27 protein-coding genes and 2 pseudogenes are annotated in these 24,625 nt (G+C 59.7%); 22 read left to right on the top strand and 7 right to left on the bottom strand.

Going from position 1 to position 24,625, the window contains the following annotated elements; translation table 11 throughout:
* Positions 1-69: 69 nt before the first annotated feature.
* The 3 genes and pseudogenes from RX331_RS09935 to RX331_RS09925 all read left to right on the top strand — a co-directional run.
* Positions 70-978: a LysR family transcriptional regulator gene (locus tag RX331_RS09935; protein WP_317256384.1), complete on the top strand. Its 909-nt coding sequence runs from the start codon at positions 70-72 to the stop codon at positions 976-978.
* Between the two features lie 54 nt (positions 979-1,032).
* Positions 1,033-1,362, top strand: coding sequence for a hypothetical protein (locus RX331_RS09930; RefSeq protein WP_317256383.1), 330 nt, complete (start codon positions 1,033-1,035; stop codon positions 1,360-1,362).
* A 289-nt stretch (positions 1,363-1,651) separates the two neighbouring features.
* Positions 1,652-1,741 (top strand): annotated as a pseudogene (locus RX331_RS09925) (IS5/IS1182 family transposase); the annotation flags it as partial.
* Positions 1,742-1,759: 18 nt separating this feature from the next.
* Here RX331_RS09925 and RX331_RS09920 read toward each other — a convergent pair.
* Positions 1,760-1,978 (bottom strand): hypothetical protein, encoded by a 219-nt coding sequence (locus RX331_RS09920; protein ID WP_317256382.1) that lies wholly within the window; start codon positions 1,976-1,978, stop codon positions 1,760-1,762.
* Positions 1,979-1,996: 18 nt separating this feature from the next.
* Here RX331_RS09920 and RX331_RS09915 point away from each other — a divergent pair, with 18 nt between their 5' ends.
* A complete protein-coding gene (locus RX331_RS09915; RefSeq protein WP_317256381.1) occupies positions 1,997-2,638 on the top strand; it encodes a hypothetical protein in 642 nt (213 codons plus the stop codon).
* A gap of 339 nt (positions 2,639-2,977) precedes the next feature.
* Here RX331_RS09915 and RX331_RS09910 read toward each other — a convergent pair whose 3' ends face one another.
* Entirely contained in the window at positions 2,978-3,235 is a 258-nt protein-coding gene (locus tag RX331_RS09910) for a hypothetical protein (RefSeq protein ID WP_317256380.1), read from the bottom strand.
* Positions 3,236-3,490: 255 nt separating this feature from the next.
* On the opposite strand from RX331_RS09910, the gene RX331_RS09905 reads away from it, so the two are divergent.
* Complete coding sequence (locus RX331_RS09905; protein ID WP_317256379.1) at positions 3,491-3,655, top strand: hypothetical protein; 165 nt, start codon at positions 3,491-3,493, stop codon at positions 3,653-3,655.
* A 235-nt stretch (positions 3,656-3,890) separates the two neighbouring features.
* Here RX331_RS09905 and RX331_RS09900 read toward each other — a convergent pair whose 3' ends face one another.
* Positions 3,891-4,199 carry a hypothetical protein gene (locus RX331_RS09900; protein WP_317256378.1) on the bottom strand — a complete coding sequence of 103 codons (309 nt, stop codon included), beginning with the start codon at positions 4,197-4,199 and terminating at the stop codon, positions 3,891-3,893.
* Positions 4,200-4,540: 341 nt separating this feature from the next.
* On the opposite strand from RX331_RS09900, the gene RX331_RS09895 reads away from it, so the two are divergent.
* From RX331_RS09895 to RX331_RS09880, 4 genes and pseudogenes are all read left to right on the top strand, one after another.
* Positions 4,541-4,765, top strand: a complete 225-nt coding sequence (locus RX331_RS09895; RefSeq protein WP_317256377.1) for a hypothetical protein — start codon at positions 4,541-4,543, stop codon at positions 4,763-4,765.
* Between the two features lie 137 nt (positions 4,766-4,902).
* The gene (locus RX331_RS09890; protein ID WP_317256376.1) at positions 4,903-5,223 is read left to right on the top strand and encodes a hypothetical protein; all 321 of its coding nucleotides are present in this window, start codon (positions 4,903-4,905) and stop codon (positions 5,221-5,223) included.
* Positions 5,220-5,438 carry a hypothetical protein gene (locus RX331_RS09885; RefSeq protein ID WP_317256375.1) on the top strand — a complete coding sequence of 73 codons (219 nt, stop codon included), beginning with the start codon at positions 5,220-5,222 and terminating at the stop codon, positions 5,436-5,438. Before RX331_RS09890 ends, RX331_RS09885 begins: the two co-directional genes overlap by 4 nt.
* A 94-nt stretch (positions 5,439-5,532) precedes the next feature.
* Positions 5,533-6,213 (top strand): annotated as a pseudogene (locus tag RX331_RS09880) (transposase); the annotation flags it as partial.
* Between the two features lie 536 nt (positions 6,214-6,749).
* Here the strand turns inward: RX331_RS09880 and RX331_RS09875 are convergent.
* Together RX331_RS09875 and RX331_RS09870 are read right to left on the bottom strand one after the other, a co-directional pair.
* Positions 6,750-6,938: a hypothetical protein gene (locus RX331_RS09875; RefSeq protein WP_317256374.1), complete on the bottom strand. Its 189-nt coding sequence runs from the start codon at positions 6,936-6,938 to the stop codon at positions 6,750-6,752.
* A 20-nt stretch (positions 6,939-6,958) separates the two neighbouring features.
* On the bottom strand, positions 6,959-7,138 hold the full coding sequence (locus RX331_RS09870) for a hypothetical protein (RefSeq protein WP_317256373.1): 180 nt from the start codon (positions 7,136-7,138) through the stop codon (positions 6,959-6,961).
* Between the two features lie 178 nt (positions 7,139-7,316).
* On the opposite strand from RX331_RS09870, the gene RX331_RS09865 reads away from it, so the two are divergent.
* A complete protein-coding gene (locus tag RX331_RS09865) occupies positions 7,317-7,538 on the top strand; it encodes a hypothetical protein (protein ID WP_317256372.1) in 222 nt (73 codons plus the stop codon).
* A gap of 403 nt (positions 7,539-7,941) precedes the next feature.
* Here the strand turns inward: RX331_RS09865 and RX331_RS38740 are convergent, their stop codons facing one another.
* A complete protein-coding gene (locus RX331_RS38740) occupies positions 7,942-8,181 on the bottom strand; it encodes a DUF6894 family protein (protein ID WP_410708160.1) in 240 nt (79 codons plus the stop codon).
* A 363-nt stretch (positions 8,182-8,544) separates the two neighbouring features.
* On the opposite strand from RX331_RS38740, the gene RX331_RS09860 reads away from it, so the two are divergent.
* The 6 genes from RX331_RS09860 to RX331_RS09835 all read left to right on the top strand — a co-directional run bounded on the left by RX331_RS09860 (position 8,545) and on the right by RX331_RS09835 (position 16,850).
* Positions 8,545-9,921, top strand: a complete 1,377-nt coding sequence (locus RX331_RS09860) for a carbohydrate porin (RefSeq protein WP_410708263.1) — start codon at positions 8,545-8,547, stop codon at positions 9,919-9,921.
* 749 nt (positions 9,922-10,670) lie between these two features.
* Positions 10,671-11,000: a hypothetical protein gene (locus tag RX331_RS09855; protein WP_317256370.1), complete on the top strand. Its 330-nt coding sequence runs from the start codon at positions 10,671-10,673 to the stop codon at positions 10,998-11,000.
* A gap of 135 nt (positions 11,001-11,135) precedes the next feature.
* On the top strand, positions 11,136-11,324 hold the full coding sequence (locus RX331_RS09850; protein WP_317256369.1) for a hypothetical protein: 189 nt from the start codon (positions 11,136-11,138) through the stop codon (positions 11,322-11,324).
* A gap of 956 nt (positions 11,325-12,280) precedes the next feature.
* A complete protein-coding gene (locus RX331_RS09845) occupies positions 12,281-12,466 on the top strand; it encodes a hypothetical protein (RefSeq protein ID WP_317256368.1) in 186 nt (61 codons plus the stop codon).
* Positions 12,467-12,783: 317 nt separating this feature from the next.
* Complete coding sequence (locus tag RX331_RS09840) at positions 12,784-13,068, top strand: hypothetical protein (protein WP_317256367.1); 285 nt, start codon at positions 12,784-12,786, stop codon at positions 13,066-13,068.
* Between the two features lie 383 nt (positions 13,069-13,451).
* On the top strand, positions 13,452-16,850 hold the full coding sequence (locus RX331_RS09835) for an adenylate/guanylate cyclase domain-containing protein (RefSeq protein ID WP_317256366.1): 3,399 nt from the start codon (positions 13,452-13,454) through the stop codon (positions 16,848-16,850).
* A gap of 963 nt (positions 16,851-17,813) precedes the next feature.
* Here the strand turns inward: RX331_RS09835 and RX331_RS09830 are convergent.
* Positions 17,814-18,191 carry a cupin domain-containing protein gene (locus RX331_RS09830; RefSeq protein WP_317256365.1) on the bottom strand — a complete coding sequence of 126 codons (378 nt, stop codon included), beginning with the start codon at positions 18,189-18,191 and terminating at the stop codon, positions 17,814-17,816.
* 194 nt (positions 18,192-18,385) lie between these two features.
* Here RX331_RS09830 and RX331_RS09825 point away from each other — a divergent pair, with 194 nt between their 5' ends.
* The 6 genes from RX331_RS09825 (at position 18,386) to RX331_RS09800 (ending at position 24,619) form a co-directional block, all read left to right on the top strand.
* The gene (locus RX331_RS09825; protein WP_317256364.1) at positions 18,386-18,742 is read left to right on the top strand and encodes a hypothetical protein; all 357 of its coding nucleotides are present in this window, start codon (positions 18,386-18,388) and stop codon (positions 18,740-18,742) included.
* Positions 18,743-19,824: 1,082 nt separating this feature from the next.
* Complete coding sequence (locus RX331_RS09820; protein ID WP_317256363.1) at positions 19,825-20,520, top strand: HAD-IA family hydrolase; 696 nt, start codon at positions 19,825-19,827, stop codon at positions 20,518-20,520.
* Between the two features lie 555 nt (positions 20,521-21,075).
* The gene (locus RX331_RS09815; RefSeq protein ID WP_317256362.1) at positions 21,076-21,825 is read left to right on the top strand and encodes a sulfite exporter TauE/SafE family protein; all 750 of its coding nucleotides are present in this window, start codon (positions 21,076-21,078) and stop codon (positions 21,823-21,825) included.
* 1,298 nt (positions 21,826-23,123) lie between these two features.
* Positions 23,124-23,621 (top strand): hypothetical protein, encoded by a 498-nt coding sequence (locus RX331_RS09810; protein WP_317256361.1) that lies wholly within the window; start codon positions 23,124-23,126, stop codon positions 23,619-23,621.
* Positions 23,622-23,876: 255 nt separating this feature from the next.
* The gene (locus tag RX331_RS09805) at positions 23,877-24,056 is read left to right on the top strand and encodes a hypothetical protein (protein WP_317256360.1); all 180 of its coding nucleotides are present in this window, start codon (positions 23,877-23,879) and stop codon (positions 24,054-24,056) included.
* Positions 24,057-24,412: 356 nt separating this feature from the next.
* A complete protein-coding gene (locus RX331_RS09800; protein ID WP_317256359.1) occupies positions 24,413-24,619 on the top strand; it encodes a hypothetical protein in 207 nt (68 codons plus the stop codon).
* The last annotated feature ends 6 nt before the right edge of the window (positions 24,620-24,625 follow it).

Below are 24,625 nucleotides of genomic sequence, written 5' to 3'. Positions count from 1 at the left end.
GAAAAACTTATGCGCAACAACGCGATAGTTGGGTAATATATTTTCTGTCTGGCCCAATAGAGAGAAGTTATGTCCTTGAACCTGCACCTGCTGCGCCTGTTCACCACGGTGGTGAAGACCGGAAGCTTCTCGCGCGCGGCCGCTGTGCTTCATATCAGCCAGCCGGCGATCTCGAAGGGTGTGCGGGACTTCGAGCTCCAGGTGGGATGCCGCCTGCTCGACCGGACGCCAAAGGGCGTGCGGCCGACGCGCGAGGGAACGGCGCTGGTGCGGCATGCTGAGGCGCTGTTTGCCGCCGAGCGCGCGGCCGAAGATGAATTACTGTCGCTGCGCAGCCTCGACAGCGGTTCGCTGCGCATCGGCGCATCCACCACGATCGCAACCTACATGATATCGGACTATCTCGGCGCCTTTCACCGCAAGCACCCCGGCATCGACTTGAATCTCGTCAGCGCCAACACGCGGGATATCGCCGATCTCATGCTGGCGCATGATATCGAGATCGCGCTGGTCGAAGGTCCGGTCGAGGATGCCGAACTCGAAAGCCATGCGTGGCGCACCGACGTGATGAGCCTGATCGCCGATGCGCGGCACCGCTTCGCCGGCGCAGTCCGCGGGATCGAGGCCGCCGCGCTCCGCGACGAAACCCTGATCGTGCGGGAGCCCGGCTCCGGCACGCGCGAGGTGGTGGCGCAGGCGCTGACGGCTGCAGGGATCGAGCCGAGGCGTACGCTGGAAATCGGCAGCACCGAGGCGATCAAGCAGGCGGTCGCCGCCGGGCTCGGCGTCGCCGTCGTCTCCAGCGCCACGATTTCCGATCAGGTGACCCTTGGGAAGCTCAAGGTCGTGCAGATGCGGGACCTGCAGATCGAGCGCACGCTGTGGCAGCTGAAAGTGCCTGGGCGGATCGATATCCCGGCCGCGACTGCATTTGAGCGGATCATCTGGCAGGACAAGCCGATCGCCGAGGTGGCCTAGCGAAAACCATGAAGTGAGGTTTGAATGAGTTCGCAGCGAGTGTCGGGAACCGCCGTGCAACGAACCATTGCCGTCCTGGGCTCGGCGGTTTTCTTCGTGGTCGCCCCATGTACGCTGGCGCGGCTCGTTCCATGGTCGATCGCGGGTTGGCAACTCCGGCCGCCATTCCTTGGTCTGGAGCTGACTCGCGGCATCGGAGCGATAATGATTCTCGCAGGCGTGCCTGGGCTCGTTGACGCATTTGCGCGTTTCGCGTTGCAGGGTCTCGGCACCCACGCTCCCATCGCGCCGACCCGGAATCTCGTGGTGACCGGTCTCTACCGTTATGTGCGTAATCCAATATACGTCGCGGTCGTTGCCATCATCCTGGTCAAGCGGTGCTGATGGGCGATTGGCGCCTCATCGTCTGCGGGCGCTGCTCTGGCTCGCCTTCCACGTCTTCGTCGTGGCGTACGAAGAACCCACGCTCGAGGGGACGTTCGGAGAGAGTACGTTCCGCGCCGCCGTCCCGCGCTGGATACCGCGGATGACCCATGGCGGTCGACATGATCGGTGGCCCGCGGTTGTGCGAGCCGCTGCTCACTACCGGTCTCGGACGCTTCACCGGCGCCGCGAGCAGGCACGCTAACGGCCATCGGAAAAGAACATCTCCCCATCGGCGAAGCGGTTGGGTTTCAGGCGCACCGCAATGCGCTACGACAAACTCGCCCGGAACTACTTCTCAGCTCTGTGCCTCCTTGCCGCCGTAGCATTCTGGCTTTAATCAAATTGAGTCTGGACCCTAGAAGATCAGCCCCGTGGCGTAGGCAGCGAAGCGGCTGAAGCTGTCGAAGACCCCCGGCTCGAAGAACACCGCGCGGGCGAGCACGATTCCGACAACCAGCGACCAGAACAGGCCGGTGCCGGCCCACAACAGATATTTGGACGCGCGCGAAGCCGATCCTTCCTCCCTTTCGGGTGCCAGGCGCTCGCCAAACGGCTCATATCGCAAGCGTTCCATTTTGTAGCCAGTCCGTTGATGTCGACGGCAAATGTCGTCCGTTCGGGCGGCTGGCGCAATGGAAGCGATTTGCTTTTTCAGATCATGGAAGGGAAGCAAATTTCCGCAAGGAGCGGTTGCGGAATGACCTTTTTCTTTGCCATCGCCGGCTTGCCGGGGGCGCTGGGCGGGACGCAGCCCACCCCATCCCTCAACCTATGTAATCAATCTGTGGGCGGCCGGCACGTCCTCGACGTGGTCCGGCAGGCGCGGCTGGGTGTTGCCCTACGCGCCCACGGCCACACGCACCGGCCGCCATCTCCCGGCCGTCAAGACGCACCAGGCGATGGCGGTGGCCTACCATCGGGATGCGCCGCGACCGCCATCCTTGTGCATGCGGACACGCCCAAGGATACGGAGATTGATCGGTTATCAGCCCGCGCCAGCGGCGCGATCACATGCGAGGCGGCAAAAATCTTCCGCGCGTCAATCCTGGGTTCCCATCTGCGTCGGACGCGAGTTCTGCCAATCGCTGTGCGCAGATGGCAGCACAATGAACGCCACGCACGCATGAGCGCCGAGAAAGACGAGCAGAATGACGGTCAGCAACAATCGTGTTCGCAGCGGCATCGCTCCTCCATGCTGCGCGTGGCATCGCTGGACATTGACATGGCCTCGTGAGTGCGTGCGCCCGGCGTCAGCGGAGGCGATGACGGGAATCCGTTCACGAATGCGTGTGGCTTTGCCGCACGGCGGGGCGCCGCTCCTCATTCGAACTATCGCTGCAGCTCCAAGCGGACCGGGCGGATAGCGCTGAAGCTCCGTCGACATTCGAACGTACTGCGCCGCGCGAAGCGCCTTCTCATCCTTTGCGAATTGCGTGTTGCGGCGAACGATTAGCGCATTGATCATGGATCAACGCTCCGGAGTGCACACGAGGGCGATGGAGGGTCTCTGCCCGGCAGAGCCATCATCTATTGCAAGTGTTGGCAGCTTCTGGCCGATCTGAGACTTTGTGGTTCACTTTCGTTTGCGCCGGATTCGTTTGCGGCCGAGCCGTTTGGCGTTAGCTCCCACCTTTCTTCGATATTGCGCAACAATCTTGTCTCCGGATGCGCCAGCCATCAGGCTTGTACCAGCCTTCGCCGCCGCAAACATTTTCTCACTGACCATGCGTTGGGCTTCACGTTGAGCGGATTTGCCGCCGCGCATCAGCTTCGCCATCCGCAGGCCGATCACGCGGTTGCTTTCCAGCCCGAGCATCATCCAGTTCCACATGCGGCGATTCCTATCCAAGCGATGGCTTCGGAATCACATGAACTACCCCGGTGTGCGCGATGTCCAATCAAAAGTCGTGTGGCTTGTAAACGACCGCAGCATCGCTGCGGGTAATTCTGCCGGGCAGCGTCCCTACGACCTAAAGGGTTCCTTCACCTCGATATAGGGAACACCAGAACTGGCAATAGTCCGGCTCCATTTTTCGCTCTCTTAGTATCAGCCCGCTGCTTGCTCGGGGCCGAATGGAGATGTCCGATGGGTGTGGCAGGCTTGCGCTTCGCGCATTTGAAAAGAACTCTCCGCGTTCGGGCTGCCATTGTCGGCCTCGTGGAAGAATTGCCGTTTATCTGCCCGGTGGCGGTGGCAGTCCGCTCGACGGTCATGATCGTGATCAAGCTCTGCAAGGATTTGCCGCAGTAAGGCCGTCGACCGCCAGCGCCCTGATACGGGCCCACGCAGCGCATCAGGGCGACGCTGCCACACGTTGTCCTGCCACTGCATTGTCGGCATCGACGGTACCCGCCGCAGGATGCGCCGTCGCGCGACCCGCGCGTAGCGGGGCAACGCCGCTTAAGGCCGGTGAATTCTCCCGTTCTTGGCATGTCGCGTCCTAATCCTCCCAGAACGTGTCCGCGGGGAGACCGAGCCCCTCCGGCTAACCAAACCTGTCCCGACCGTAGATGGGGCCTTGGCCCCGATCGGAAGCTGGAAAAGGTGAACGCATATAGTCGACAAAGCCAGGTGGCAAAAGCTGTTGACCGTTCCTCCCCGCACGTGCAGCCAGTTCTGTCGACTGCTTCACCGCCATGTCTGCCTGCCTTTTCGTCGTTTCTACAATCAGGTCGGCGAGCTGACTCTCCACTTTGGGAGCTTCTTGGCTCTCGACTTTGGCAGCCGCTTGCTTCTCAACGTTGAGAGCCACCTGCTTCTCAGCGTTCCGACTTTTCTTCTTCCGGCTCGTCATGCCACTCCGGTGTCGAATCAATCGGTACCGCGGAAGCAGAGCGCAATAGATTGTCTTTGGCGCTTTTAACCAATATCGTGCTTTTGTTCATGAGCCCGCGCGGCTAAGGCGGGGCTGCGGGCGCGCTTTGAGGCCTTGGCTGGCTTACGCTTACTCATCTGAGGCCCCAAACGTCGTAGATCCTTGAAGATACAACAGGCCTTGCCATCTGGCGTTCCAATCGGAGCCAATTTCCGCTTCTTCCCGAATTCCTTCTACTTGCAAATCAATCGTGAACGGCACGAACCCGCTTCCTTAACAATTGTTGGCGAGCAACGTCGTGACAACGGTTTTATCGCAGCATGGATGATCCGATCAAAAGCCAGAAGTACTGGCGTGGTCGCGCAAGGGCCACCCGCGAGAAAGCGAAGCAATTGCGCTATGCCGCCCCGCGAGAAATGTGCCGACTGCTGCGGGTCGCTGAGGAGTACGACAAGTTAGCCGGCCGCTCTGCAGAATGGCAGGGCAGCGCACAATTGCCAGCGGCAGAACCGCCCGAATCGTGGGCCCGCCCGGAGCAGCGCTGACCTCGCCGACTGCAGCAACCACACCGCTCGCACGCAAACACCTCGCAGCGCAGCTGCGGAATAACATTACACTCGACAGACTCGCGGAACGAAATGGCTCCTCCGTCTTTCTCTTAAAAAAATTTGGGAGGTGCCCCATGGCTTCATTGGCAGAAGGCGCGTGTGCATTCGCTTGGCGGAACTATCTGCTCCGCCACAGCAGTATCAGCGAGGACGATGACCGGCGCTCCGCCCTCTATCGCTATGTCACCAATCTTCATCAGGCCGCCGGATATGATTTCAATCTCTTGCAAATAGCGGCGGTCGCTTACTTAAGAAGCCTGGACAAGTTGCATGACGACCGAGCTGCGAAACTCGCGGCAGATCAAGCCGTGGCCCTAAGTTTGTCTTCACGCACGGCACAAGCCGACACTCAGCTAGCCGCCAATACTACCAGTGCCAAGGAGCGAACAGCATGAGAGCCGAGAGCGCTAACGCGAACCATCCCGCGCACGACGGACAAACGAGCATCACCGCGGCAACCGCGAGCGGCTTGAAGACCCTACAGCCGATTGCGCTCTTTCAGGTCTCAATGCTGAAGATGTGGGCTCATAGTATTGAGAGGTTCGCGGGCAATTACGAGAAGGCGCTGGATGAAACCCGTCGCGAAGCCAGCGAACGCGCGCATCTGTGAGACGCTGGACACCAAGAGCCCCAGCTCCGGGGCGTCGCAGCCGGAGCCCTTGGAGGCCAGCCTTGGAGAACCAATCTAAGGGCCACGTTGACGAAACCCGCACGTGCACATGATCGTGCCGGGTGGCGGCATCTCGCCCGACGGCCAGCGCTGGGTGTCTTGCCGGCCGGGGTTCTTCCTCCCCGTGCGCGTGCTCTCCCGCCTATTCCGGCGACTGTTCCTGGAGCTCGTCGCCGCGCACGCGGCCGGCCGCCTCAGCCTCTTCGGCGATCACACCCATCTCGCCGAGGCCCAATGCTTCGCGGCTTATCTCGCGCCGCTGCGCAAGGCGGAGTGGGTCGTCTACGCAAAACGGCCGTTCGGGGGACCGGAGGCGGTGCTGGCCTATCTGTCGCGCTACACCCACCGCGTCGCCATCGCCAACAGCCGCCTGATCGCCTTTGACCAGCGAGGCGTCACCTTCAAGTGGAAGGATTACCGGGTCGAGGGCCGCGATCGTCAAAAGCGGATGACGCTCGCCTCCGACGAGTTCATCCGCCGCTTTCTCATTCACGTGCTGCCAAAAGGCCTACATCGTATCCGCCACTACGGCCTGTTCGCCAAAGGCGCTTGCGCCGCTAACATCAACATCGCTCGCGCGCGCGAGCTGCTCGCCGTTGCAAAACCTGAAGCCAATGCCACTGCGGCCGCCGTCGATGCCAACAAGCCGGCTTGCCCATGCTGCGGCGGTCGTATGATCATCGTCGAGGTGTTCGCGCGCGGGGCAACACCACGGCATCACCACGGCATCGGCCAAAGGGTCCAGCAACCGTCATCAGGATCGACACCTCATGATCGCGTCACAATCCGGCAAATCTGCTCGTCGCGCTCGCCGGCTCTCGACCGGCCACGGCACAGCGCGATCAGATTTCCGCCACCCGTCGCAAATCGTCCGACAACTGGTCCAGTTTGACGCTGCCCGCCGCCCATTCACCAGCCGCTTTACCTTCGCTCGCCTCGTTGCACCGGCTTCATCCAAATCGGCCAGCTCCCTCGCGGCACTCAAATCCCCATAGCGTCTGCCGCTCCAATCCCCATAGCGTCTGCCGCTCCGCCTCACGACCCTTAACCGCGGTTTCCTCCCTTGTAGGCTTTCGGACGCCGGCCGCCGAACACGCCGCGCTGTCCCTCATGCGGCCGGCATCCGAAACCCTTCACAGAAGGGGAAATCCCAACCTATCCTGCATCACGCCGGTCCGCCGCCGGATGTGAGAGGCCTCCAGCCTCATTGCGGAGGCCGTTTGAAATGGGCGTCGGGTCTGTTGTTTACATTTACCCTTTTTGTTTTTCTTCTGCGCTTTTTCCATCGGAGCTTTTAGAGCGTTCTTCGAAGCGATCAGCGCCCTTCGCTAGATCATGCCCCATCTTGCTCTCGTTTTTCGCTTCTTCCTTGGCAGTCGCCTCGCGCAAGCCTTTAGCGGCCCGTCCCCCCGCTTTTGATGATGTTCGTTTGTCATCCATTTATTGCTCCTTCCTGATAACTACCCTGCCGTGCCCCGGCGTGCTCGCTGAGGGGGCTCGCCGACCTGCTGAAGCTCGGCTTCCAGTTCTAAGATGATGACGTGGATCAGGCTCGCAGCCACTGGATCGGTCACCTCCCGTTCCAGGAGCCGATAGCGCGCAATCTCGGTTTCCAGCTTTCTGAACTGGCGCTCTGTCATCGCGGTTTGCCCTCTGGTGAACCGACGCTCGCTCCGCCGATTTGTTTCTAAGATTTTTCAGACAATTTGATATGGTTCCTCTCTGGTTAATGCTGAGCGTCCAACCCGTAATTTCACGGATACAAACCCCACCATTGCACCACCATTCTGGAAGCGCCAAAGGGCTTGGAGGCGCAAAGTGGCCATTTACCGATTGTTGCAGAACGTCTCGTTGGGGCCCGAAGAGATACGGCGTCTTACAGATGCTTACGAGCGAACACTGAGCGCTCTGTCCATCAAAGACCGCAACGATCCCCTGACCGAATTTATTGCCAAAAAGATTTTTGAGCTTGGCCAGACCGGGCTGAAAGACCCCAAGCAAATTTCGGCTCGCGCCATCGAGGAACTCAGGCTCTCTTGAGGTGCCGAACTGAAGGTACCGACGCCTTGTCTATCCGGCACAAAGAAAGATCCCAGCCGGGGGAAGCTGGGGCCGCTCTTGAACCCTACCAACCCGGGCGGTCGGCACACACGACTGGCAACGCTCGGCCCTTAGAGGTTCCACAACGTCGGTTTCCGGAGTGGCGGATGATTTCCTCATTAGGAACGATCACCCGTCATGCCGATTGTGGGCATGTCCCCTCGCGGGACGACACTCACAAACTCAAAATGGTCTCGGGCCCGTCACCCGGGACTACATTTCGGCTCTGGCGTCGCCCCACGCCGGGGCCGTTTGTTTAGCCCTTAGCGATTAGTATCGTGCAGCGGTGACGCTAGATCGGTGGGCGCTGGCCAACAATGTCCGTGCGGATAAGCACGCGAAACTACCCGTGCCTATCCGGGGCAAGGGAGACCTTCACTAGCAACACGGGTCTGTCGTCTTCACAGACCTCAATTGCCATTTGAAACCGGGCGCGGCTGCTCCTGAGGAACGTGTCCTTCACCATATCGCCGATAGAACCGGCAGCTTCGACCCAGGCATTTTCGATGCTTACTAGCTCCTGACCTTCGATGTCGGGGATAGGACGGTCGCCATGGCGGACGTTGAAGTAGTAGCGAGGCATGCCTGCCCAATGCGCTATTGAACCGCTCGTTCCCGTCACCCGAAGCGGAACATAACAAAGGTTAGTCCGTGTAGTCGCGCCGAGCTGCGGCCTGATTCAGAAATATTCCCTCTGCGGCGATGCGCCTGCTTCGGGTCACAAGCGGGCGGTAGGGGCGAGCACGGACCGGAGTCCGGTCTGCCAAGTCAGCCGACATGACAAAGGCTTGGGCGGTGTTCGACTGACGGCCTGAAGCAGAGAGCCGGATAAATTCGTGTATGAAAGTGAACACGCCGCCCGCAACTTGAGCTTTTCGCGCTTGCTTTGTTTATTGCGAAGAGAGGCATTTTCGACAAGAGTTGTGAGATGAACCGGTTCGCTCTGATGGCGGCGTCACTCTTGCTCGCATGTTGCGTGACGTCGGTCACCTGGGCACAAGCCGACAAAAAGACTGATGATGACAAACCTGCTGACCCGGACACGGGAGAAAGCACCGTCGAGGAAAAGACCTTGGGTCTGCTGCCGCAGCCTCTGCAACAGTACGGTATCAAGTTTGCGGCAACCTATATCGGTGAAGCATTAGCCAATATTACAGGCGGGCTTCAGCGAGGCGGAGTTTATGAAGGCCGCCTCAACCTTGCTGTCGATATTGACTTACAAAAGTTGGCCGGACTTTCCCAGCTGACGTTCCACGCGAACGTATTTCAGATTCATGGCAATGGTCTTTCGCGGAGCAATCTCCAGAACTTTTTCGTGGTCTCCGGAATCGAAGCCCTGCCCACGACTCGCCTCTACGAGGCCTATTTCGAAAAACAGTGGGGGGATAAGATCGTCTCTCTCAAGATGGGGCAACTCGCGGCTGATAGCGAATTCTTCAATACCAAGTACACCGACGTTTTCACCAACGCTTCCTTGGGATGGCCCGCCATCACGGCGATCGATCTTCCAAGCGGCGGTCCGTCGCCTCCGCTTGCTGCGATGGGCGCCCGGCTGCTCGTGAACGTGAATCAAAACTTCAGTCTGCTTGGCGCGATCTTCGACGGCAATCAGGCAGGTCCTGGGCCTGACGATCCCCAGCTGCGCAACCGCTATGGCGTCAACTTTCGCGTGAACGATCCGCCTCTGCTGCTCGGCCAGATCCAGTACGCTTGGAATAACAAGAAGGGCGATCCAAATCTTACAGGCCAAATCAAGCTTGGGGGGTGGCATCATTTTGATAAGTTTGCCGATCAGCGGACGGCTTCCAACGGTATATCACTCGCTAATCGGCTGTCGTCGGGTATGCCTTTGATGCTCTCCGGCGACGTGGGCGCGTGGGGCGTTCTGGAGCAGCAAGTCTACAAGGTGCCGCAATCGGACGATCGCGGCATCGGTGTATTTGCGCGCGTTTCGCTCGCACCATCAGATCGCAATCTTATCGACCGTTATGCCGATGCTGGCATCGAATTCATCGGCCTGGACGGTCGCCGCCCCCTCGATAAATTCGGCGTTGCATTCGGATATGCCCACGTCTCCAAACGTGCCCAATCGCTCGACTTGGACTATCAGCAATTTGCCGCTGCGGGCTGGCCTCTGCGCAGCTTTGAAGGCCTTATCACTGCTGCCTATCAATATCAGATACTGAATGGATGGACGGCTCAGCCAAATGTTCAATACATAATCCATCCCGGCGGGGGAGCGACGTTACCCGGAGGGCCCCTTGGCGGCCACTCCCTCAAGAATGCCGCAGTATTGGGGCTTCGCACGACTCTAAAATTTTAGTTACCAAGCATCGATAACTCCATTGTCCGCTTTGGATCTTGATTGTGTGCAAACGGATAGGTCGGCACGCGGCCGTAGTCGCCAATCATTGCAGGCGGCTGATGTTCTCGCGTCGATCGTCCAATGACCGGCCAAAATGGGTACCGCGCGCGGTATTGCGCTTTTGGACGCACTTTGCGGCCCTCAGGCGGCGCGGATGGCTGCAATCAGGCTCGATTTGCCGACGATGTTCATCACCAGTGTGAGATTGTCACACGCGCAAACCCCATTCCATGCAGGTCGAGCGCCTCGACAAACACATCGATAACATGGGCCGCGTTGTCCTCGCTTACCCATCCTCCAGACATTCCGGCAAGAGCGTCAGCTGGGATCTGTCCGCGCCTTCAACGAAGCGTCCCATCCGTATCCCCCATCAGGAAACGGAAGAATCCTAGCCGACTCGTGGCTTTCACAGCAAGGTCACAAGCGGCAGTCCGGCCGCTCATCTCGTCAGGTCCGGTTCTCCTCTGAGAGCAGCCCTTGCAGCCGCTGCAGTTCGGCTGAGGGGCCAAAAGCGCGGTGAGGATGTACGTGGGCCGATATCCGGTCTGCCGCTGGCAACCGACATGGTGAATCTGAGCTGTGTTCGACTAAGCGAATCCAAACCTCTTCGGGTTCTACGTCCGCTCTCATTCTTAAAGAGGCTGCATCTGCGGCGGGTTAGAGCTTGGAGAGCAACGTAGCTCCACTAACAGCATCGCTCGGTCGAGTTGCAGCAAAATCCCGACCGTACTGGCATCGACGAAGTCGGCAAATATTCCGAGCAACGGAACGACCTATCGCAGGAGGCGTTTCGCGGGATAGCAGTGCTGTTCAAGCATAGATCGTTTCCCAGCCAGTTAAGCTGGGAGGAACTGCCCATGACACCATCATCCCGCAGCGAAGCAGAGAAGTTCCACAAGGAAGCTGAGGAGTGCCGACAGCTGGCGGAGAAGGCCGCAAACCCGCAGGATAAAGAAGCTTGGGCGCGCCTAGCCGAGGACTGGCTGAAGCTCGCGCAAGAAGCAGAGCGCGGCACCAGATTTGGGCGAACAGTATGATCCGCGTTACCTCGCGAGAATTTACCAGCAAGCGTTTGCAGTCTAACATTTGATTAGTGGACGACTCTTTCTCCTGGATATGATGAGAGGAGGCGACGATTTCGCCGGCCGGACCGGCTTGCAAGGCCCGCATCAATGACCGTCAAAGAGCTTATAGTTCAGCTGCAGAGGCTTCCCAACCAGGATGCGCTTGTAATTATCGCAAGCGGCAATACTAACGAATGGCTGGTAACCAGTGGGATCATTGAGCGAGGTATCTCACCGTCACCAACAAACCCGGATTTTGTTGTGCCAGGCAACGATCCCGGCGTGGAAATCATCTAGCGATTCGCTCTTGGAGACTGCCCTTCCCGGTGCCTTGTTTGGCGCTGCCATGGGAACGAGCAGAATGCTCGCGGCCTCTTCGCGACCATTGTGCGTCCCTGCTCATACCGGTCGACGCCTCTTGCCTGGCGAGGATGTCGCCTTTGGCCTCAAGACTGGCAATACTCCGATTGAGTAGAAAGCTTCCCAGCGCCGAGTCCCGACAGACCCCGGCTCCGGGACGTGGAGCTGAGGCTCTGGAAGTTCAGCGCTTCACACAAGGGGCACGCCAAAATCACAGCATCCAACTAGCCGTGTCTACCTCGATGTGCCGGACGTCGACGCTCATCTCAAGCTGAGGGTCGCATCAGCGGGAGATCCAGACACGGGTCAACCCACCCCCCATCCATTGCTTGCTAACCTCCTAGCCGGCTACAGCCTGCAGCCAGCGAGAGGTTCGCGGCGGGGATGACCTGCGTGGTCCGGCGGCCGCCTATTACTTCTTCATCGTTTTATCGTGAGTTGGCGTGCGTACGTCGGCAGGGCTGCCCGTTGTGCCAGGCGTTGCAGCAGGGGGGCCTCCTCCGCCGGCCGCTCCGCCGGCGCTGCCACTTCCGTCACCGGCGCCGCTACCGCCTGCCCCCCGGCACCCGCGCCGGCACCTGCACCGGCGCCTGCACCGGCGCCCGCACCCCCGGCACCGCCAGCTCCTCCGGCACCTCCTCCAGCTCCTTGGGCGACCGCCAATGTCGAGCCGAGCGCAAAGAACAATGCTAATGCAATCGCTGTTACTTTCATTGTCGTTCTCCTCTACCTGTGGACGAACGGCAATTTTACAGGCGCTGCTCTGTTCCTATTTTTGCTGCGGCAAGCGGGTCAACGAGACCCAATCACGCTAATAGGAACAATTTATCGCCTGGAGCCTATGCCGCCTGGAGCCTATGCCAGGAAGCAATCGCAACGCAGGGAGAAAAGACATGACTTCGATTGCAAAGAAGCCTCTTGAACCCGAGGACTTTCCTGTGAACGTTGACGGTCACAAATTAACGAAGCAAGACGGCACTCCCATCGCACATGTGGACTCTCCCGCCGTCGCCACCGACATTGCGGATCGCCTCAACGAAGATGAGGCCAGGCGCGATGAAGACAGGTGGTCAGCCTGAGACGCCCGCTCATGACCAGTCGGAGACGGCCACCGCCTGATCTCACAGCACTAGGTCAGTCGCGCTGACCGCCTTCGGTTGGCCGGGAGATCTGCAGGGCGCGAGTTTTGTTTAGAGGGCAAAACCGGGGCGGCATGGCCGGAACGCCGGCTGGATCAGGACCGTCCCCATGTCCATGTCCCGCTAGTTTCTAGTTCACGCAGCACTCGCCGCTTGAGCAATCGAGGCGTGCATCAAGCATGAATATAGCAATCGGAACTCGGAAACGTTCGGAAGTTCGCGCGTTACCGGATCCGAACCAACACAGGAGAGGACGTATGCGAACCGCAACTCTCGCGATGATTGTCGTTGCCGGAAGCGCGATTGCCTTCCAAGCGGCGGCACAACAGCAACAGGCCGCACCCAGCGAGCTAACCAAAGAACAGATGGACAAAGGGCAAAAGACCAGCATGCCCAACGAGGAGGCGGACAAAGGAGTTAAGACCCGCAACTCTGGAGAATCCGGATATGTCGGCGATCAAGACAAGCCGGCAGCTTCCGCTCATCCGCCAGGCCAACCGCACCGGCAGACTACGGGTACTGGCGCCCCGAAACAAAACTAACGCCGATCGCATCCTGAGAACTGCGCCAACGTCAGCTAGGTAGCGGCGTCTACATGCCCAGGGATCTCTCTTCCCGCTGGCATCAATGCCGTTTTTGGCGAGCGTTTCACCACTGACCCGCTAACACATCCGTTTGGCCAAGGAAGTGCTCCGGTCCAGACCGAAGGTCCCTTCGGGTCACAAGCGGCGGTAAGGGCGAGAACGGAACGGCGTCCGGTCTATCCCTATCAGCCGACATGACAAAGGCTTCGGCGTTGTTCGGCTTAGGGCCAAATGCTGCCCTTCCTCCGCGCTCAACTCGTGACGTTTCACCGCCCCCAGCGCACGCAATCTTGAGATAGACTGGAGCACCTAGCGCTGAAGACGAGAGCCGGGAGGAGCCCATGGACGTCGGGGCCTTGCTGTGTGGTCTGGGGTTGGGACAGTACGAACAGGCGTTCCGGGAGAACGACATCGATGCCGAGGTCCTCATGGATCTCACGGCCGAGGATCTGATCGGGCTCGGCGTTGCCTCGATCGGCCATCGCCGCAAGCTGCTCGCTGCCATTGCCGCCCTGCGCGCCGGCTCGATTTCGGCAACTATCCCTGCCACGGCCGCACCCACCTCGGGGAAAGCGTCGCTTGCACCCGAGGCCGAGCGCCGCCAGCTCACCGTGATGTTCGTCGACCTGGTCGACTCGACCGCACTCGCCGCGCGGCTCGATCCTGAGGAAATGGCCGAAGTGCTGCGGACATATCAGAGCGCGGTGGCGGGCGCGATCGCACGGTTCGAAGGGCACGTGGCGAAATACATGGGCGATGGTGTGCTGGCCTATTTCGGCTATCCGCGCGCCCATGAGGATGAGGCCGAACGCGCGGTGCGGGCCGGGCTCGCCGCGGTGCACAGCCTAGGATCGGCGCACGGCGAGACGTTGGCAGCCCGTGTCGGCATCGCGACTGGCCCGGTGGTTGTCGGCGAGTTGATCGGCGAAGGCGCCGCGCGCGAGGAGACGGTGGTCGGCGACACGCCAAATCTTGCGGCGCGACTGCAAGCTCTGGCCGAGCCGGGCACGGTGGTGATTTCCGCCCGAACCCGGGAGCTCGTTGGCGGGCTGTTTGAACTCGCCGAGCTCGGCCTACAGATATTAAAGGGCTTTCCCGTTCCGGTGCGGGCATGGCGGGTGATCGGGGAAGGCACCGCCGAGAGTCGGTTCGAGGCGTTGCACGGCGCCGGCCTGACGCCACTGGTAGGTCGCGAAAGTGAGATCGGCCTGCTTCTCGAGCACTGGGAGCGAGCCAAGGAGGGCGAAGGTCAGGTGGTGCTGCTGGCGGGCGAGCCTGGCATCGGCAAGTCGCGCCTTGTGCGGGCGCTGCGCGGGCGACTTGAGAGTGAGCCGCATACCGCCTTGGGCCACTACTGCTCACCACACCATCAGACCAGCCCACTCTATCCGGTGATCGGCCTGCTGGAGCGGGCGGCGGGCTTCGCCGCGGACGATCCCGCCGGAACGAGGCTCGACAAGCTCGAGGTGCTGCTTGCGCTGTCGACCGATGATGTGACCCCGGTGGCGCCGCTGCTTGCGGCATTGCTGTCGCTCGAGACGCCTGCGCGCTACCCGCCGCTCGACATGAGCCCGCATCGGCAGAAGGAACGAACGCTCGAGGAGCTGGTCAATCAGGTCTTGGGCCTCGCCAGGCGTCGGCCCGTGCTCGCCCTGTACGAGGACGTCCACTGGGCCGACCCGACCTCGCTCGAGCTGCTCGATCTCATCGTCGACCGGGTGCAAGGCGCCCCGGTGCTGGTCCTCATCACCTTCCGGCCCGAGTTCGAGCCGCCCTGGATGCGCTATGCGCACGTTATCGCGCTGACCCTCAGCCGGCTGAGCCGCCGGCAGGGCGCGGCCATGGTCGCGCGGCTGAGCGGCGGCAAGGCGCTACCTCCTGCGGTGCTCGACCAGATCGTCGCCAAGACGGATGGCGTGCCCCTGTTCGTTGAGGAACTGACGCGGACCGTGCTGGAGACCAACCTGCTCCGCGATGCGGGCGACCACTATGCGCTCGCGGGGCCGCTGCCGCCGATGGCGATCCCGACCACGCTCCAGGAGTCGCTGCTGGCCCGGCTCGACCGGCTGGCTCCGGCGCGTGAGGTAGCCCAGGTGGCGGCCGCTATAGGCCGGGAATTCTCCCACGAGCTGCTCGCGATGACGGCGGCACTGCCGGAGAGCGACCTGCAAGCCGGGTTGGACGACCTCGTCAGCTCGGGCCTGGTGTTCCGGCGCGGCACGCCGCCTCAGGCGACCTACAGCTTCAAGCACGCGCTCGTGCAGGACGCCGCCTACGCGACTCTCGTGCGCGCGAAGCGGCAACGCTTGCACGCCCGAATCGCCGCCGCGCTCGAGCAGCATTTTTCGGAGACGGCGCAGGCACAGCCCGAACTTCTGGCCCATCATTTCACTGAGGCCGGGCTGGCCGAATCGGCCGTCGATTATTGGCGGAGGGCGGGACAGCGAGCCATCGCCCGCTCGGCGATGGCCGAAGCGCTTGCGCAGTTGCGGAGCGGGTTGAACCTGCTCGCTTGTGTGCCGGAGGCAGATCGGAGCTGGCGCGAACTTGACCTCCAGGTGGCATTGGGCGTGGCGCTGATGGCCACGCAGGGTTGGGCAGCGCCAGAAGCGGGCCGGGCCAACGCCCGTGCCCGCGAGCTCTGCGAGCAGATCGGGGCCACCGCTCAGCTCTGGCCCGTGCTCTACGGTCAATGGGTGTTCCATGGCGTGCGTGCCGAGCACAACGCGGCGCGCGAAGTGGCAGACGAGTTTCTGCGTCGGGTCCAGGACCATCAGGAGGCTTCCGCGACCCTGGTGGCTCACCGAGTCGGCGGGACCGGTGCCTTCTGGCGAGGCGAGGTGGCCGCTGCTCGCACCCACCTGGAACGGGCGCTCGCCCTCTATGATCGGGAGCGGCATCGCTCGCTCGCCTTCCTCTACGTGCAGGATCCGCGCGTGGCGGCGCTGTCGGGGCTCTCATGGACGTTGTTTGCGCTGGGCTATCCGGAGCAGGCCCGGACGCGCAGCCGCGACGCGCTCGACTCCGCCCGCGAACTCGCGCACCTCAACACGCTGGCGTACGCCCTGTTGTTCGCGTGTTTCTTCGAGCAGTACCGCCGGGCCTCGCCCGAGGCAAAGGACCGAGCCGAGAAACTAATTGAGCTCGCGACCGAGCAGAACTTTCCGCATTTTCTCGCGGCGGCCACGGTAATCCGGGGATGGGCGCTGACTGAGGCGGGTGAGCTCGAGACGGGGCTCGCGCAGCTTCGGCAGGGCCTTCCGGCGTGGCTCGCCACCGGAGCTGGTCTTTATGAGCCATATTTCCTCGGTCTACAGGCCGAGGTGCTCGGCCGTTCCGGCGCAGTGGAAGAAGGTTTGGACCTGATTGCAAAGGCGCTGGAACGTGTGGAAGAAACTGGCGAGAGGTGGTTCGCGGCCGAACTCCTTCGGATCATGGGCGAGCTGATGCTGCGGTTGCCGAAGCCCGATCCGATCGCGGCGGAAGCACGGTTCCGGCATGCGGCGGCAACCGCGCGCCAGCAAAGTGCAAAGCTGTGGGAGTTGCGCGCAGCGACATGCCTTGCACGTCTTTGGCGAGAACAGGGTCGGCGGGGCGAGGCTCACGACCTGCTCGGCCCGCTCTATAATCAGTTTACTGAGGGCTTTGAGACCCCAGATCTGCAGGGTGCCAGGGCAATACTTCGAGAGATCACTGCCAGCTCCAAGCCGAACAACCCGATTCCAGGTACCAGCAATTAATTCTGCAGACGAGCATCGCAGGTCTCTGGCCAAGTCGGCTGGAGGGAATCTATCAGTAGTGGCATGAAGCGGGCCGCCTCGGAATGGCGGCTCAGGGTCACAAGCGGCGGTCCGGCCACTCATCTCGTCAAGTCCGGACCTCCTCTGAGAGCGGCCTTTGCGGCGGCTCAGAGGCAGTTCGGCTGAGAGCCAGAGGCCGACATTTGCGCGTTTCCAAAACCGATGGGGCTGCGAAGACCTGCAACAATTGCCGACTTGCCAAAACTGATCTTCGCGATTGCTCTATCAGCTGGCGCGATAGTTCTAGGTGTTCTTTTAGTCGTGCCAAGTGTGGAGGCGCACTAGAAATGGCCTCCTGCGCGGTCGCAAGATAGATCAGGTCAACGTCCGGCCCCTGTCTGTGCATCGGCTTGCTAGCTCGTCGAGTATCGATGCCTGATCCCAAATCAGACTAGTCTCAAGCTGCAACAAATGTCGGTAACTCTCGCGTATTTGCAGCCAAGTAGTTCTGACGTCTTCCGATTGGGCCAACTCGGCACGCACTGTACTAAACTCGATGCCGCGGCGGAAGAGTTCGGCCTTTGTCACGACGCGCTCCCTGACTATGCAGGCGGGAGCGCTCTTAGTCTCTCAGCCACCGACGCCCACGGACAGATGCCTTGGCCGGTGATACAGGCACAATGTACCCCATGCGTGCTCGCTGCTATCTTAAAGGCGGTTCATCACGAAACAGTGTTGTCGCTGCAACTGAGCGGCATCTGCCGTGCAGAAGGACCAAGGTCCACTAGGGGTCACAACACGACTTCAGGCGGCAACCGAGTTGTTCAGCTTACATCTCAGCAACGGACATCGGCCGGGCCGCTCGGGAGGTCGGTAAGGGCCGAGAGCCAACGTTCACTCGCCTTCACTTCCCTCAGAGAGGAAGGCCCGGCGAGGGCGCGCCGGGCCTTGCAGCCCACCGCCTTATTGCGCAGGCACCGTCATCGGCTTGCCCTTATCGACAACGAAGACGTTCAGCATTTTGAGAGATTTATCGCCCACGATTTTGATACCAGCGTGCGGGACGTCGCGGGTATTTATCAATGCTGCTCCGGTGGGAAACGGGATCTCTTTGCCATCGGAAGGTGCGACAGTTGCGCCGTCCAGTACGTAGACAACTTCTTCTCCCGGATGTGTGTGACGTGGCAGGACGGCGCCAGGCGGCACATCAACGACCACAACGATGATTTCCATATTGGTCCCCGTGAGGTCCGCGCGCTTCAATTCCGTGCGGGTCGGCGTTTGAGCCTGTGCGGTGGCGGTCAAAGAAACAAATGCGACTGCGATCAGACGATAAAACATTGATGACCCTTCCAAAACTGATGAACGTCGAGCCGGGCTCCCCGGCCTGCCCATAACGTGGGCGGGATCATCGAATAACAACTACCTCGCGAGCGCAAGCTTCACAGACCTTGCCTACATCCCTCCGAGATTGACAGTCGCTCCTCGAACGGCAACGCTTGGTCGGCGGCGCTCATGACGAGACGGCCATATTCATGCTGTTCGATGAGAGCGATCATGCGCGCGCACGTTGTCGCCTTCGGTGCGAGTATCGCGATAAAGCTGTTGAGACGACTGCAACCGACTTCTTTCAGGCACTCTGCGACGTTCGCAGCATATTAGCTCAGGATGGCCTCATCCCGCTCTGCTACGGAGCAAGCCTAAACGTATATCCTTCGGGGATGGCGAGGGACATGGGCCAGGGTCTGAAAGCCTACAAGATGGCGATGGGGCGGCACACCAGAATGGAAGACTTAGTCGACATGTTTTCCGAAGGTAACGATGTGGTACCTGCTTCAGTCGCTACACAAGAGCAGTTTTGGCGCGACTGGCTCGCGTCACTGCGCACGTAGATGCGAGTTCCGCTACGGGTCAAACCGCGAGTTCAACCTGTTCATGACTGGTCCGGTCTACGCCGGATATCGGACGCAGCGGTGGTTCGCGTGAAGGTCAGCAGCGGGCCATTTGCGATCATCGGACGCCTTTATCTATGTCCGGTTTTGATCTGACTGAGCTTGCATTCAGAGAGATGTATCACCACTCGCTCGCCGCACCGGAGCTCGGCCGCCCCCTGGTCCATAAGCTGCTTCGTCCACTCGATGGCTTGTTCGTCTGAATAACAGGCGAACGCGCGGAAACTTGTGAACTGCCCATCAACATCCGCAAAGTACGCTTGGTATCTGGCCATTCCGAGATCTTTAGTCGACAAGTTGAAGTCGTGGCGAACGAAGCAATTCGCAAAGATCGGTAGCAGCCTCGTTTTGTTGGATTCTACGCATGATGTGCCTTCTTTCGGCACCATCTGGTAGGCCCTTTGCTTGGTCACGAAGTTGAGCTGTATCTTGAGCGAGACGCTCTTCTAGTGAATGAGTTTGCTTGAAGCGACGTCGTTTAATGACCATGACTTGCTCTTTGTTGGAGAAAGTGGAGAGGGCGCTTGCATTACGTCACTGCAGCCCATAGGCGCATCAAGCACTTCTCAACGAAACCGCCTTGAACATTTGTTGGGTCTACGCAACAACTTAGTCCGCTATATTCATGCCGTTATGTCGGTTATCGAGCCGACACGCATGTAGAGTTGCAGCAGGGATCGCGTCGTCTACGCTGCCGGTCTCAACATTCGACCTTTTGCACTCGCTGAGAGCCAGTCACTAGCAGGCTTGAAGCATCGTCTGGATCGTTGGATCAGTTTTACTGCAATTCGTGCGGTGCGCCAGCACCGCAATCGCGCCGACGAGGAGATCGAATGAGCGTCTGCGCATCACGTCTCTTATGCGTTATGAGGCGTTTGGCGACCGTTCGGCCGCTCCCAGTCTAACGTCTAACCTAACCCCCGGACGTTGCAACCGGCGGTCAGCAGGTCTGAGAAGGCATGTGCGGAACTCCGCGCCGTTCGCAACGTTCAGCTTGGTGATAGGTTTTTGAAGAGAATGCAATGAGCAAAGATGCTCGTACCGTTTTCGAAACTTACAAACCCACTACTCTGACGTTTGACTGTTACGGCACGCTGATTGACTGGGAAAGCGGAGCTTGCAGAGCGCTTAGAGACATCTACGGTTACTCGCAATCCAGAGTAACAGATGCCGATCTAATCGATCTCTTCTTACAGAGCGAAGCGCGGATTATCCGCGAAAATATCTTCCCGTATTCGAACGTCCTTCAGCGCGTCGCGCAATCCATCGCAAAGACCCTCAGCGTCAGGTCGGATGCCGATTTGGAACTTTTGTTTGCCCGTTCTCCATCGAGTTGGCCTCCCTTTGAAGAAACCAACGTCTGTCTAACTTGGCTCGCTCGCCGTTACCGATTGGCCGTCATCTCCAATATCGACGATCAATTGCTCTCTCAAACGATCAAACAATTTGCCGTGCAGTTTGACGCGTTGGTCACGTCGGAGCAAGCCAAATCCTACAAGCCCAACCGCGCTATCTTTGACCGAGCTGTCGAGCTGATCGGCGAGCATCCCAGCAGGATTATCCATATAGCGGAGGGGCGCTGCGAAGCGACACCTGTACGCGCACTCGGGATGCAAAGTGTTTGGGTCAATAGGTCTCCGCGATCTGACGATGGAAGCAACGCACAGCCGGATGCCGTCGTTGCGAATTTAACCGAAATGATTGAAGCGATTTCGTAGTCAGCTTTGAGTCAAAAGCGCCATTCTTTGAGGGCCCGCTCTTCCTCCTTTGGAGTCACTTCCTTGGGTGGTGTCATCCACTATGCTCCTAGCTCCACTTTGCGCGAGTATTGATCTGGCGCGATCGTCAAGGGGCGATGATCGAGCCACCTCACTGCGCGAAGCAAATGTCCGCTTCGGGTCCGTCCCGACGAGAGACCACCCTATAATGCATCGGCCGTTTCACACGCCGCGCCCCGGCGCCTTCTGGGGCTGGAGGAGGAAGCGCCAGGGCCGCGTGCTTCATCGCCGCCGACCTCTGACGCCGGGGACGCAGCGGAAGCCGGAGCGAGAACCGCGTGCGCTCTCCATTAAGACGAGCGCACGGGGCATCCTTTGACTTCGGTCAATGGTCAAGCTGGCTGACTAGCCAGCACCCCATCCAAGGGCAACAGGCGACAAACTATTGCCAAGCGGGAGCTTGGTTGCGTAGGATAGTTGCTGGGGATGTCGCAGCCTCCCCGTTAAGTGGTGACCCCATGCAAGCGCTGCTCGCTTTCCTATGGAGCGAGCACAATGGATGGTCACCTTCTTCTCCTTTACATTTTGGCAACGTTTCTGGGTGGTTTTGTTAGCGGCTTCTCCGGGTTCGCGATGGGTATCGTCGTATCCGGCATCTGGCTGCACATCATTACGCCCATTCAAGTCGCGGCACTGATCGCCGGTTATGGTCTCCTTACGCAGGGATATGGCATCGCGAGGTTGCGCCACGAATTAAGCTGGCGCAGCATTTGGCCGCTCATGCTGGGAACGGCTATCGGCATTCCGATTGGGGTGATGCTGTTGACCCGCACCAATCCCACCTATGTGCGTTTTGGCGTCGGCGTGTTGCTCGTCCTCTACGCAACGTACAGTCTCGTACGCCCGCCACTCGGACCATTTAAAATTAGCAGCCTTGCTGACATCGCCATAGGTATTGCGAACGGCCTGCTTGGAGGCATCACGGGCCTTGGTGGTATCATCTCAACCATCTCGTGCCAGTTGCGAGGATGGTCGAAAGACAAACAGCGCGCTGTTTTTCAGCCGGTGCTGTTTGCAGCCTTTGTGATTATCTCGATTTCGCAGCTTATCGCAGGATCGTACACGCCTGAAACCGTCAAACTCTATGGCATCGGTCTTCCGTTCATGGTTGCTGGCATATGGATCGGCTTTAGGCTGTACGGAACAATCAAGGATGAGACCTTTCGCAAGACGGTGTTAGTGCTGGTCCTCATAGCCGGCGCGTCGCTGATTGTTTCTGCAGCGGGTTTTCAAAGTAGAAGTTGAAGGAGAGCGCAATAATCGAGTGGAAACATCCTTCTGATCTCTTTGGAAACAGCGTTACCGAGTTGCCGAGCCCGAGTGCGTCAGATCAAGCGTTATCTTTTGCGATGATCCGATACGTGGGGCAGGCTTTGCGATTGCGTTGAGACTGATGGGATTGATATGCCGATGGTAGTCGCTCAGCGTCGTAATCGTACCCAAGCAGAAGGAACAATCAGGCAATAGGTCCGCTCCGGTCAAAAGCCGAAGGTGCCTGGCGAGCGAACGTTCTTCCGCTTCACCCCTGAAGCTGACACTTTGCGGGATCACCTGTAAAAGGGAGCTCTGGGGGAGCGAGCAATTTGCTCGTATCCATCAAGCAGCGCTATCAGATCGATGAGGAAACCGACACCGCGTTCTCACGTTTCGGCGGACGGCGAATAGGCTTGTGTAAATCGAGGTGGACGGTTTCTCGTAAAAACCTTCGGCGAAGGTTTCCACGAGCGGAGATCAATCGTGAAGGAGCGAGAAGAAAAGGGTACGATCGAGAACGATTGGTGCCGCAAGCTGAGCGCAGGTCTAAAGCGGGGGTTTTAGGCGGCGTACTTGAAGCTGCCGTAGCGCCCCGGAACGGCTACTCGCGCGCTCGTTGCCGATCCAATTATGGCATCAAAGAACAATCGCCAACACCCGGCCTCTCGCCAGGTGCGCTAAGGCATATGGGGTCCCTACTTACCTCATAAGCTCACCAACCGCCGTAAAAGTGGCTCCGATGATGCCATCCGTGCCGCCAGCCCGGGCCCGCGTAAGCATACACCGGAGGTGCCACATACACCCGCGGCGCCGAATAGACGGGGTATTCATCAACCACCACTGGCGGTGCCACAGCCACGGGCCGGCGAATGATGATGGTTTCGGAAGCGACCGGAGCTGGCTCCGCAACTACGACAGGCGGTGCGGTTCGGTACTCGTACGTGTGGGTGTGCCGCTCATAACTCGGCACATTGGCATAGGGAGCTACCGGCAGATCGGACGCGCCTGCCGGTGAAGCAAGAGCTAGTGCGCTCGCTGCACCCAAAATGGCTTTGCGGATGTACATTGCTGCCTCTCTTTCCTTGTTCCTGCCCGTACGCACAACGCGGAGGCCCCTCCGTTAGGTTCATGAACGCGTTGATGCGGCGCGAACTGATGCAGCGAACTTCCGCACCCCTGGCTTCACAAGGGGTGGGCACCGCGTCTCCTGTTAGATCGCTCTGGTCCGACCACTCTTGCAGTGTGAAACCATTCGCCCTCTCGCAGGTTGAGATCTGCTCGGAGATGCCGTGAAGCGAATAGTACAGCCCGTCAGCTATATCCTGGCCGCCCTGTATTTTCTGGCGGACGCGATCTTCATGACAATCGCCAAGCCGATTGCAGACTGGCTCTCAAGGCGCGCGGTGCTGAGGCGAGTGTGTACTTGGGTCAGATCCTTGCGGCCCTATCCCTCGCTGGCGTTGTTTGCGGTTCCAGTAGTTGTCTTGGAACCGGTAAAGCCCGTCGCGGCTTATCTGGCGGCTACGGGTCAGATGATGAGCAGCATCGCAACGCTTGTCATCGGCGAAGTTCTAAAGCTCGTGCTGGTCGAGCGCCTGTTCAGGCTTACACGAGACAAGCTCATGAAAATTCCAGCCTTCCGCTGGGGTTACACAAATTTCGAAAAAGCGAAGAGTTGGTTTAAGGCCACGGCGGCTTGGCAAACAATGCGAGCGGTAAGCATAACCGTTCGCCAGTTTGTAGCCGAGATGAAGAAGTCTGCTCAGTGGGCATATCGGCAGTATTGAGGAGTGACACGCAGACAACAGCTCGATCCGCGGCAACTGGCAACCCACGCGGCGGGGCACTACTGGATCAGCACCACTTAGTCCGGCAACTGATCACGGCTGGGTGAAGCTGTTTCGTCCGCGGCGTGGGACGAACCTTCGGCACGCCCTACGAAACACAAGAATTGAACTCGACATCATTTCTGGGAGCCCACGCCATAGTCCGGACCCCCACCCGCTCATGATCGCACCATCACGGACTCAAGGGGTGCGGTCGTGTTCAAGCTTTTCTTTTCGACGGGCACAATCGGTCTTGGTATTGCTCTTGCCGTCCCAATTGCTTGGTCGCATTCCGTGACGCCGCTTCAGGCGACCACAGCTTCACTGATCAACCCGACGGAGATGATGGCGACCTACAGTGTTTCCCTCGGTGTGGAGCAATGGGACGCTATTTGACGTGTTCTCGGGTTTCCTTCCTCCCAAGCGACTTTGCCCCGGCGAGATGCCGGGGTTCTTTGTGCCGCAAGGCCCGTAGGTGACGTCGCAGATTAACGGGCAGTCTCGCGGGCGGGTTAAGCAAGCGGGCTCTCGGCCCACTGCCTTGCCGTTGGTATCTCTAACGGGTCCAGATGGTCGCAGAACACGCACTTCAACTCGGTGCGCCCGCTTTCGCTTGGCGTTGGAACAAGGTGCTTACCGCAGTTCGAATAACGCGATACCCCTGTCCATGGTCGGCACTCCCTTTCAGTTCCAAACGTTGGAACAACTTGATTGTTCCGTCGTTTGAGTGGAACCGGGAGGAGAGAACCCAGATGCAGATCGCAATTGAGAAGGTGATGTACGCTTATACCCTTATCGCCCATCTTACCCCGCACGAGGCCAAAGCCACACGCGACCGGCTGGCGGCCCATCTGGCCGGCATGGAAGCTGACGAGAACGTCCTGGCGGTCGAAGGAATGCGCTACCTGCGCGGCGCGGATCGTGTTGCAAAGCGGCGAAAGGCTCGAACCTCCCTATAACGGACC

The organism is Bradyrhizobium sp. BWA-3-5 (assembly GCF_032917985.1).
Lineage (GTDB): Bacteria > Pseudomonadota > Alphaproteobacteria > Rhizobiales > Xanthobacteraceae > Bradyrhizobium.
Note: the sequence above shows the minus strand (reverse complement) of the source record. Positions and strands in the feature narration are given on the sequence as shown.

Excerpts from the sequence above, each read along its gene's own strand:
- RX331_RS09845 (WP_317256368.1), top strand. The coding sequence starts at position 12,281 with ATGACTTCGATTGCAAAGAAGCCTCTTGAACCCGAGGACTTTCCTGTG.
- RX331_RS09900 (WP_317256378.1), bottom strand. The coding sequence starts at position 4,199 with ATGACGAGCCGGAAGAAGAAAAGTCGGAACGCTGAGAAGCAGGTGGCT.
- RX331_RS09905 (WP_317256379.1), top strand. The coding sequence starts at position 3,491 with ATGGGTGTGGCAGGCTTGCGCTTCGCGCATTTGAAAAGAACTCTCCGC.
- RX331_RS38740 (WP_410708160.1), bottom strand. The coding sequence starts at position 8,181 with ATGCCTCGCTACTACTTCAACGTCCGCCATGGCGACCGTCCTATCCCC.
- RX331_RS09835 (WP_317256366.1), top strand. The coding sequence starts at position 13,452 with ATGGACGTCGGGGCCTTGCTGTGTGGTCTGGGGTTGGGACAGTACGAA.
- RX331_RS09815 (WP_317256362.1), top strand. The coding sequence starts at position 21,076 with ATGGATGGTCACCTTCTTCTCCTTTACATTTTGGCAACGTTTCTGGGT.
- RX331_RS09800 (WP_317256359.1), top strand. The coding sequence starts at position 24,413 with ATGCAGATCGCAATTGAGAAGGTGATGTACGCTTATACCCTTATCGCC.
- RX331_RS09890 (WP_317256376.1), top strand. The coding sequence starts at position 4,903 with ATGGCTTCATTGGCAGAAGGCGCGTGTGCATTCGCTTGGCGGAACTAT.
- RX331_RS09840 (WP_317256367.1), top strand. The coding sequence starts at position 12,784 with ATGCGAACCGCAACTCTCGCGATGATTGTCGTTGCCGGAAGCGCGATT.
- RX331_RS09820 (WP_317256363.1), top strand. The coding sequence starts at position 19,825 with ATGAGCAAAGATGCTCGTACCGTTTTCGAAACTTACAAACCCACTACT.
- RX331_RS09860 (WP_410708263.1), top strand. The coding sequence starts at position 8,545 with ATGGCGGCGTCACTCTTGCTCGCATGTTGCGTGACGTCGGTCACCTGG.
- RX331_RS09910 (WP_317256380.1), bottom strand. The coding sequence starts at position 3,235 with ATGTGGAACTGGATGATGCTCGGGCTGGAAAGCAACCGCGTGATCGGC.
- RX331_RS09895 (WP_317256377.1), top strand. The coding sequence starts at position 4,541 with ATGGATGATCCGATCAAAAGCCAGAAGTACTGGCGTGGTCGCGCAAGG.
- RX331_RS09915 (WP_317256381.1), top strand. The coding sequence starts at position 1,997 with ATGTCGACGGCAAATGTCGTCCGTTCGGGCGGCTGGCGCAATGGAAGC.
- RX331_RS09850 (WP_317256369.1), top strand. The coding sequence starts at position 11,136 with ATGACCGTCAAAGAGCTTATAGTTCAGCTGCAGAGGCTTCCCAACCAG.
- RX331_RS09935 (WP_317256384.1), top strand. The coding sequence starts at position 70 with ATGTCCTTGAACCTGCACCTGCTGCGCCTGTTCACCACGGTGGTGAAG.
- RX331_RS09875 (WP_317256374.1), bottom strand. The coding sequence starts at position 6,938 with ATGGATGACAAACGAACATCATCAAAAGCGGGGGGACGGGCCGCTAAA.
- RX331_RS09885 (WP_317256375.1), top strand. The coding sequence starts at position 5,220 with ATGAGAGCCGAGAGCGCTAACGCGAACCATCCCGCGCACGACGGACAA.
- RX331_RS09830 (WP_317256365.1), bottom strand. The coding sequence starts at position 18,191 with ATGTTTTATCGTCTGATCGCAGTCGCATTTGTTTCTTTGACCGCCACC.
- RX331_RS09920 (WP_317256382.1), bottom strand. The coding sequence starts at position 1,978 with ATGGAACGCTTGCGATATGAGCCGTTTGGCGAGCGCCTGGCACCCGAA.
- RX331_RS09825 (WP_317256364.1), top strand. The coding sequence starts at position 18,386 with ATGCTGTTCGATGAGAGCGATCATGCGCGCGCACGTTGTCGCCTTCGG.
- RX331_RS09870 (WP_317256373.1), bottom strand. The coding sequence starts at position 7,138 with ATGACAGAGCGCCAGTTCAGAAAGCTGGAAACCGAGATTGCGCGCTAT.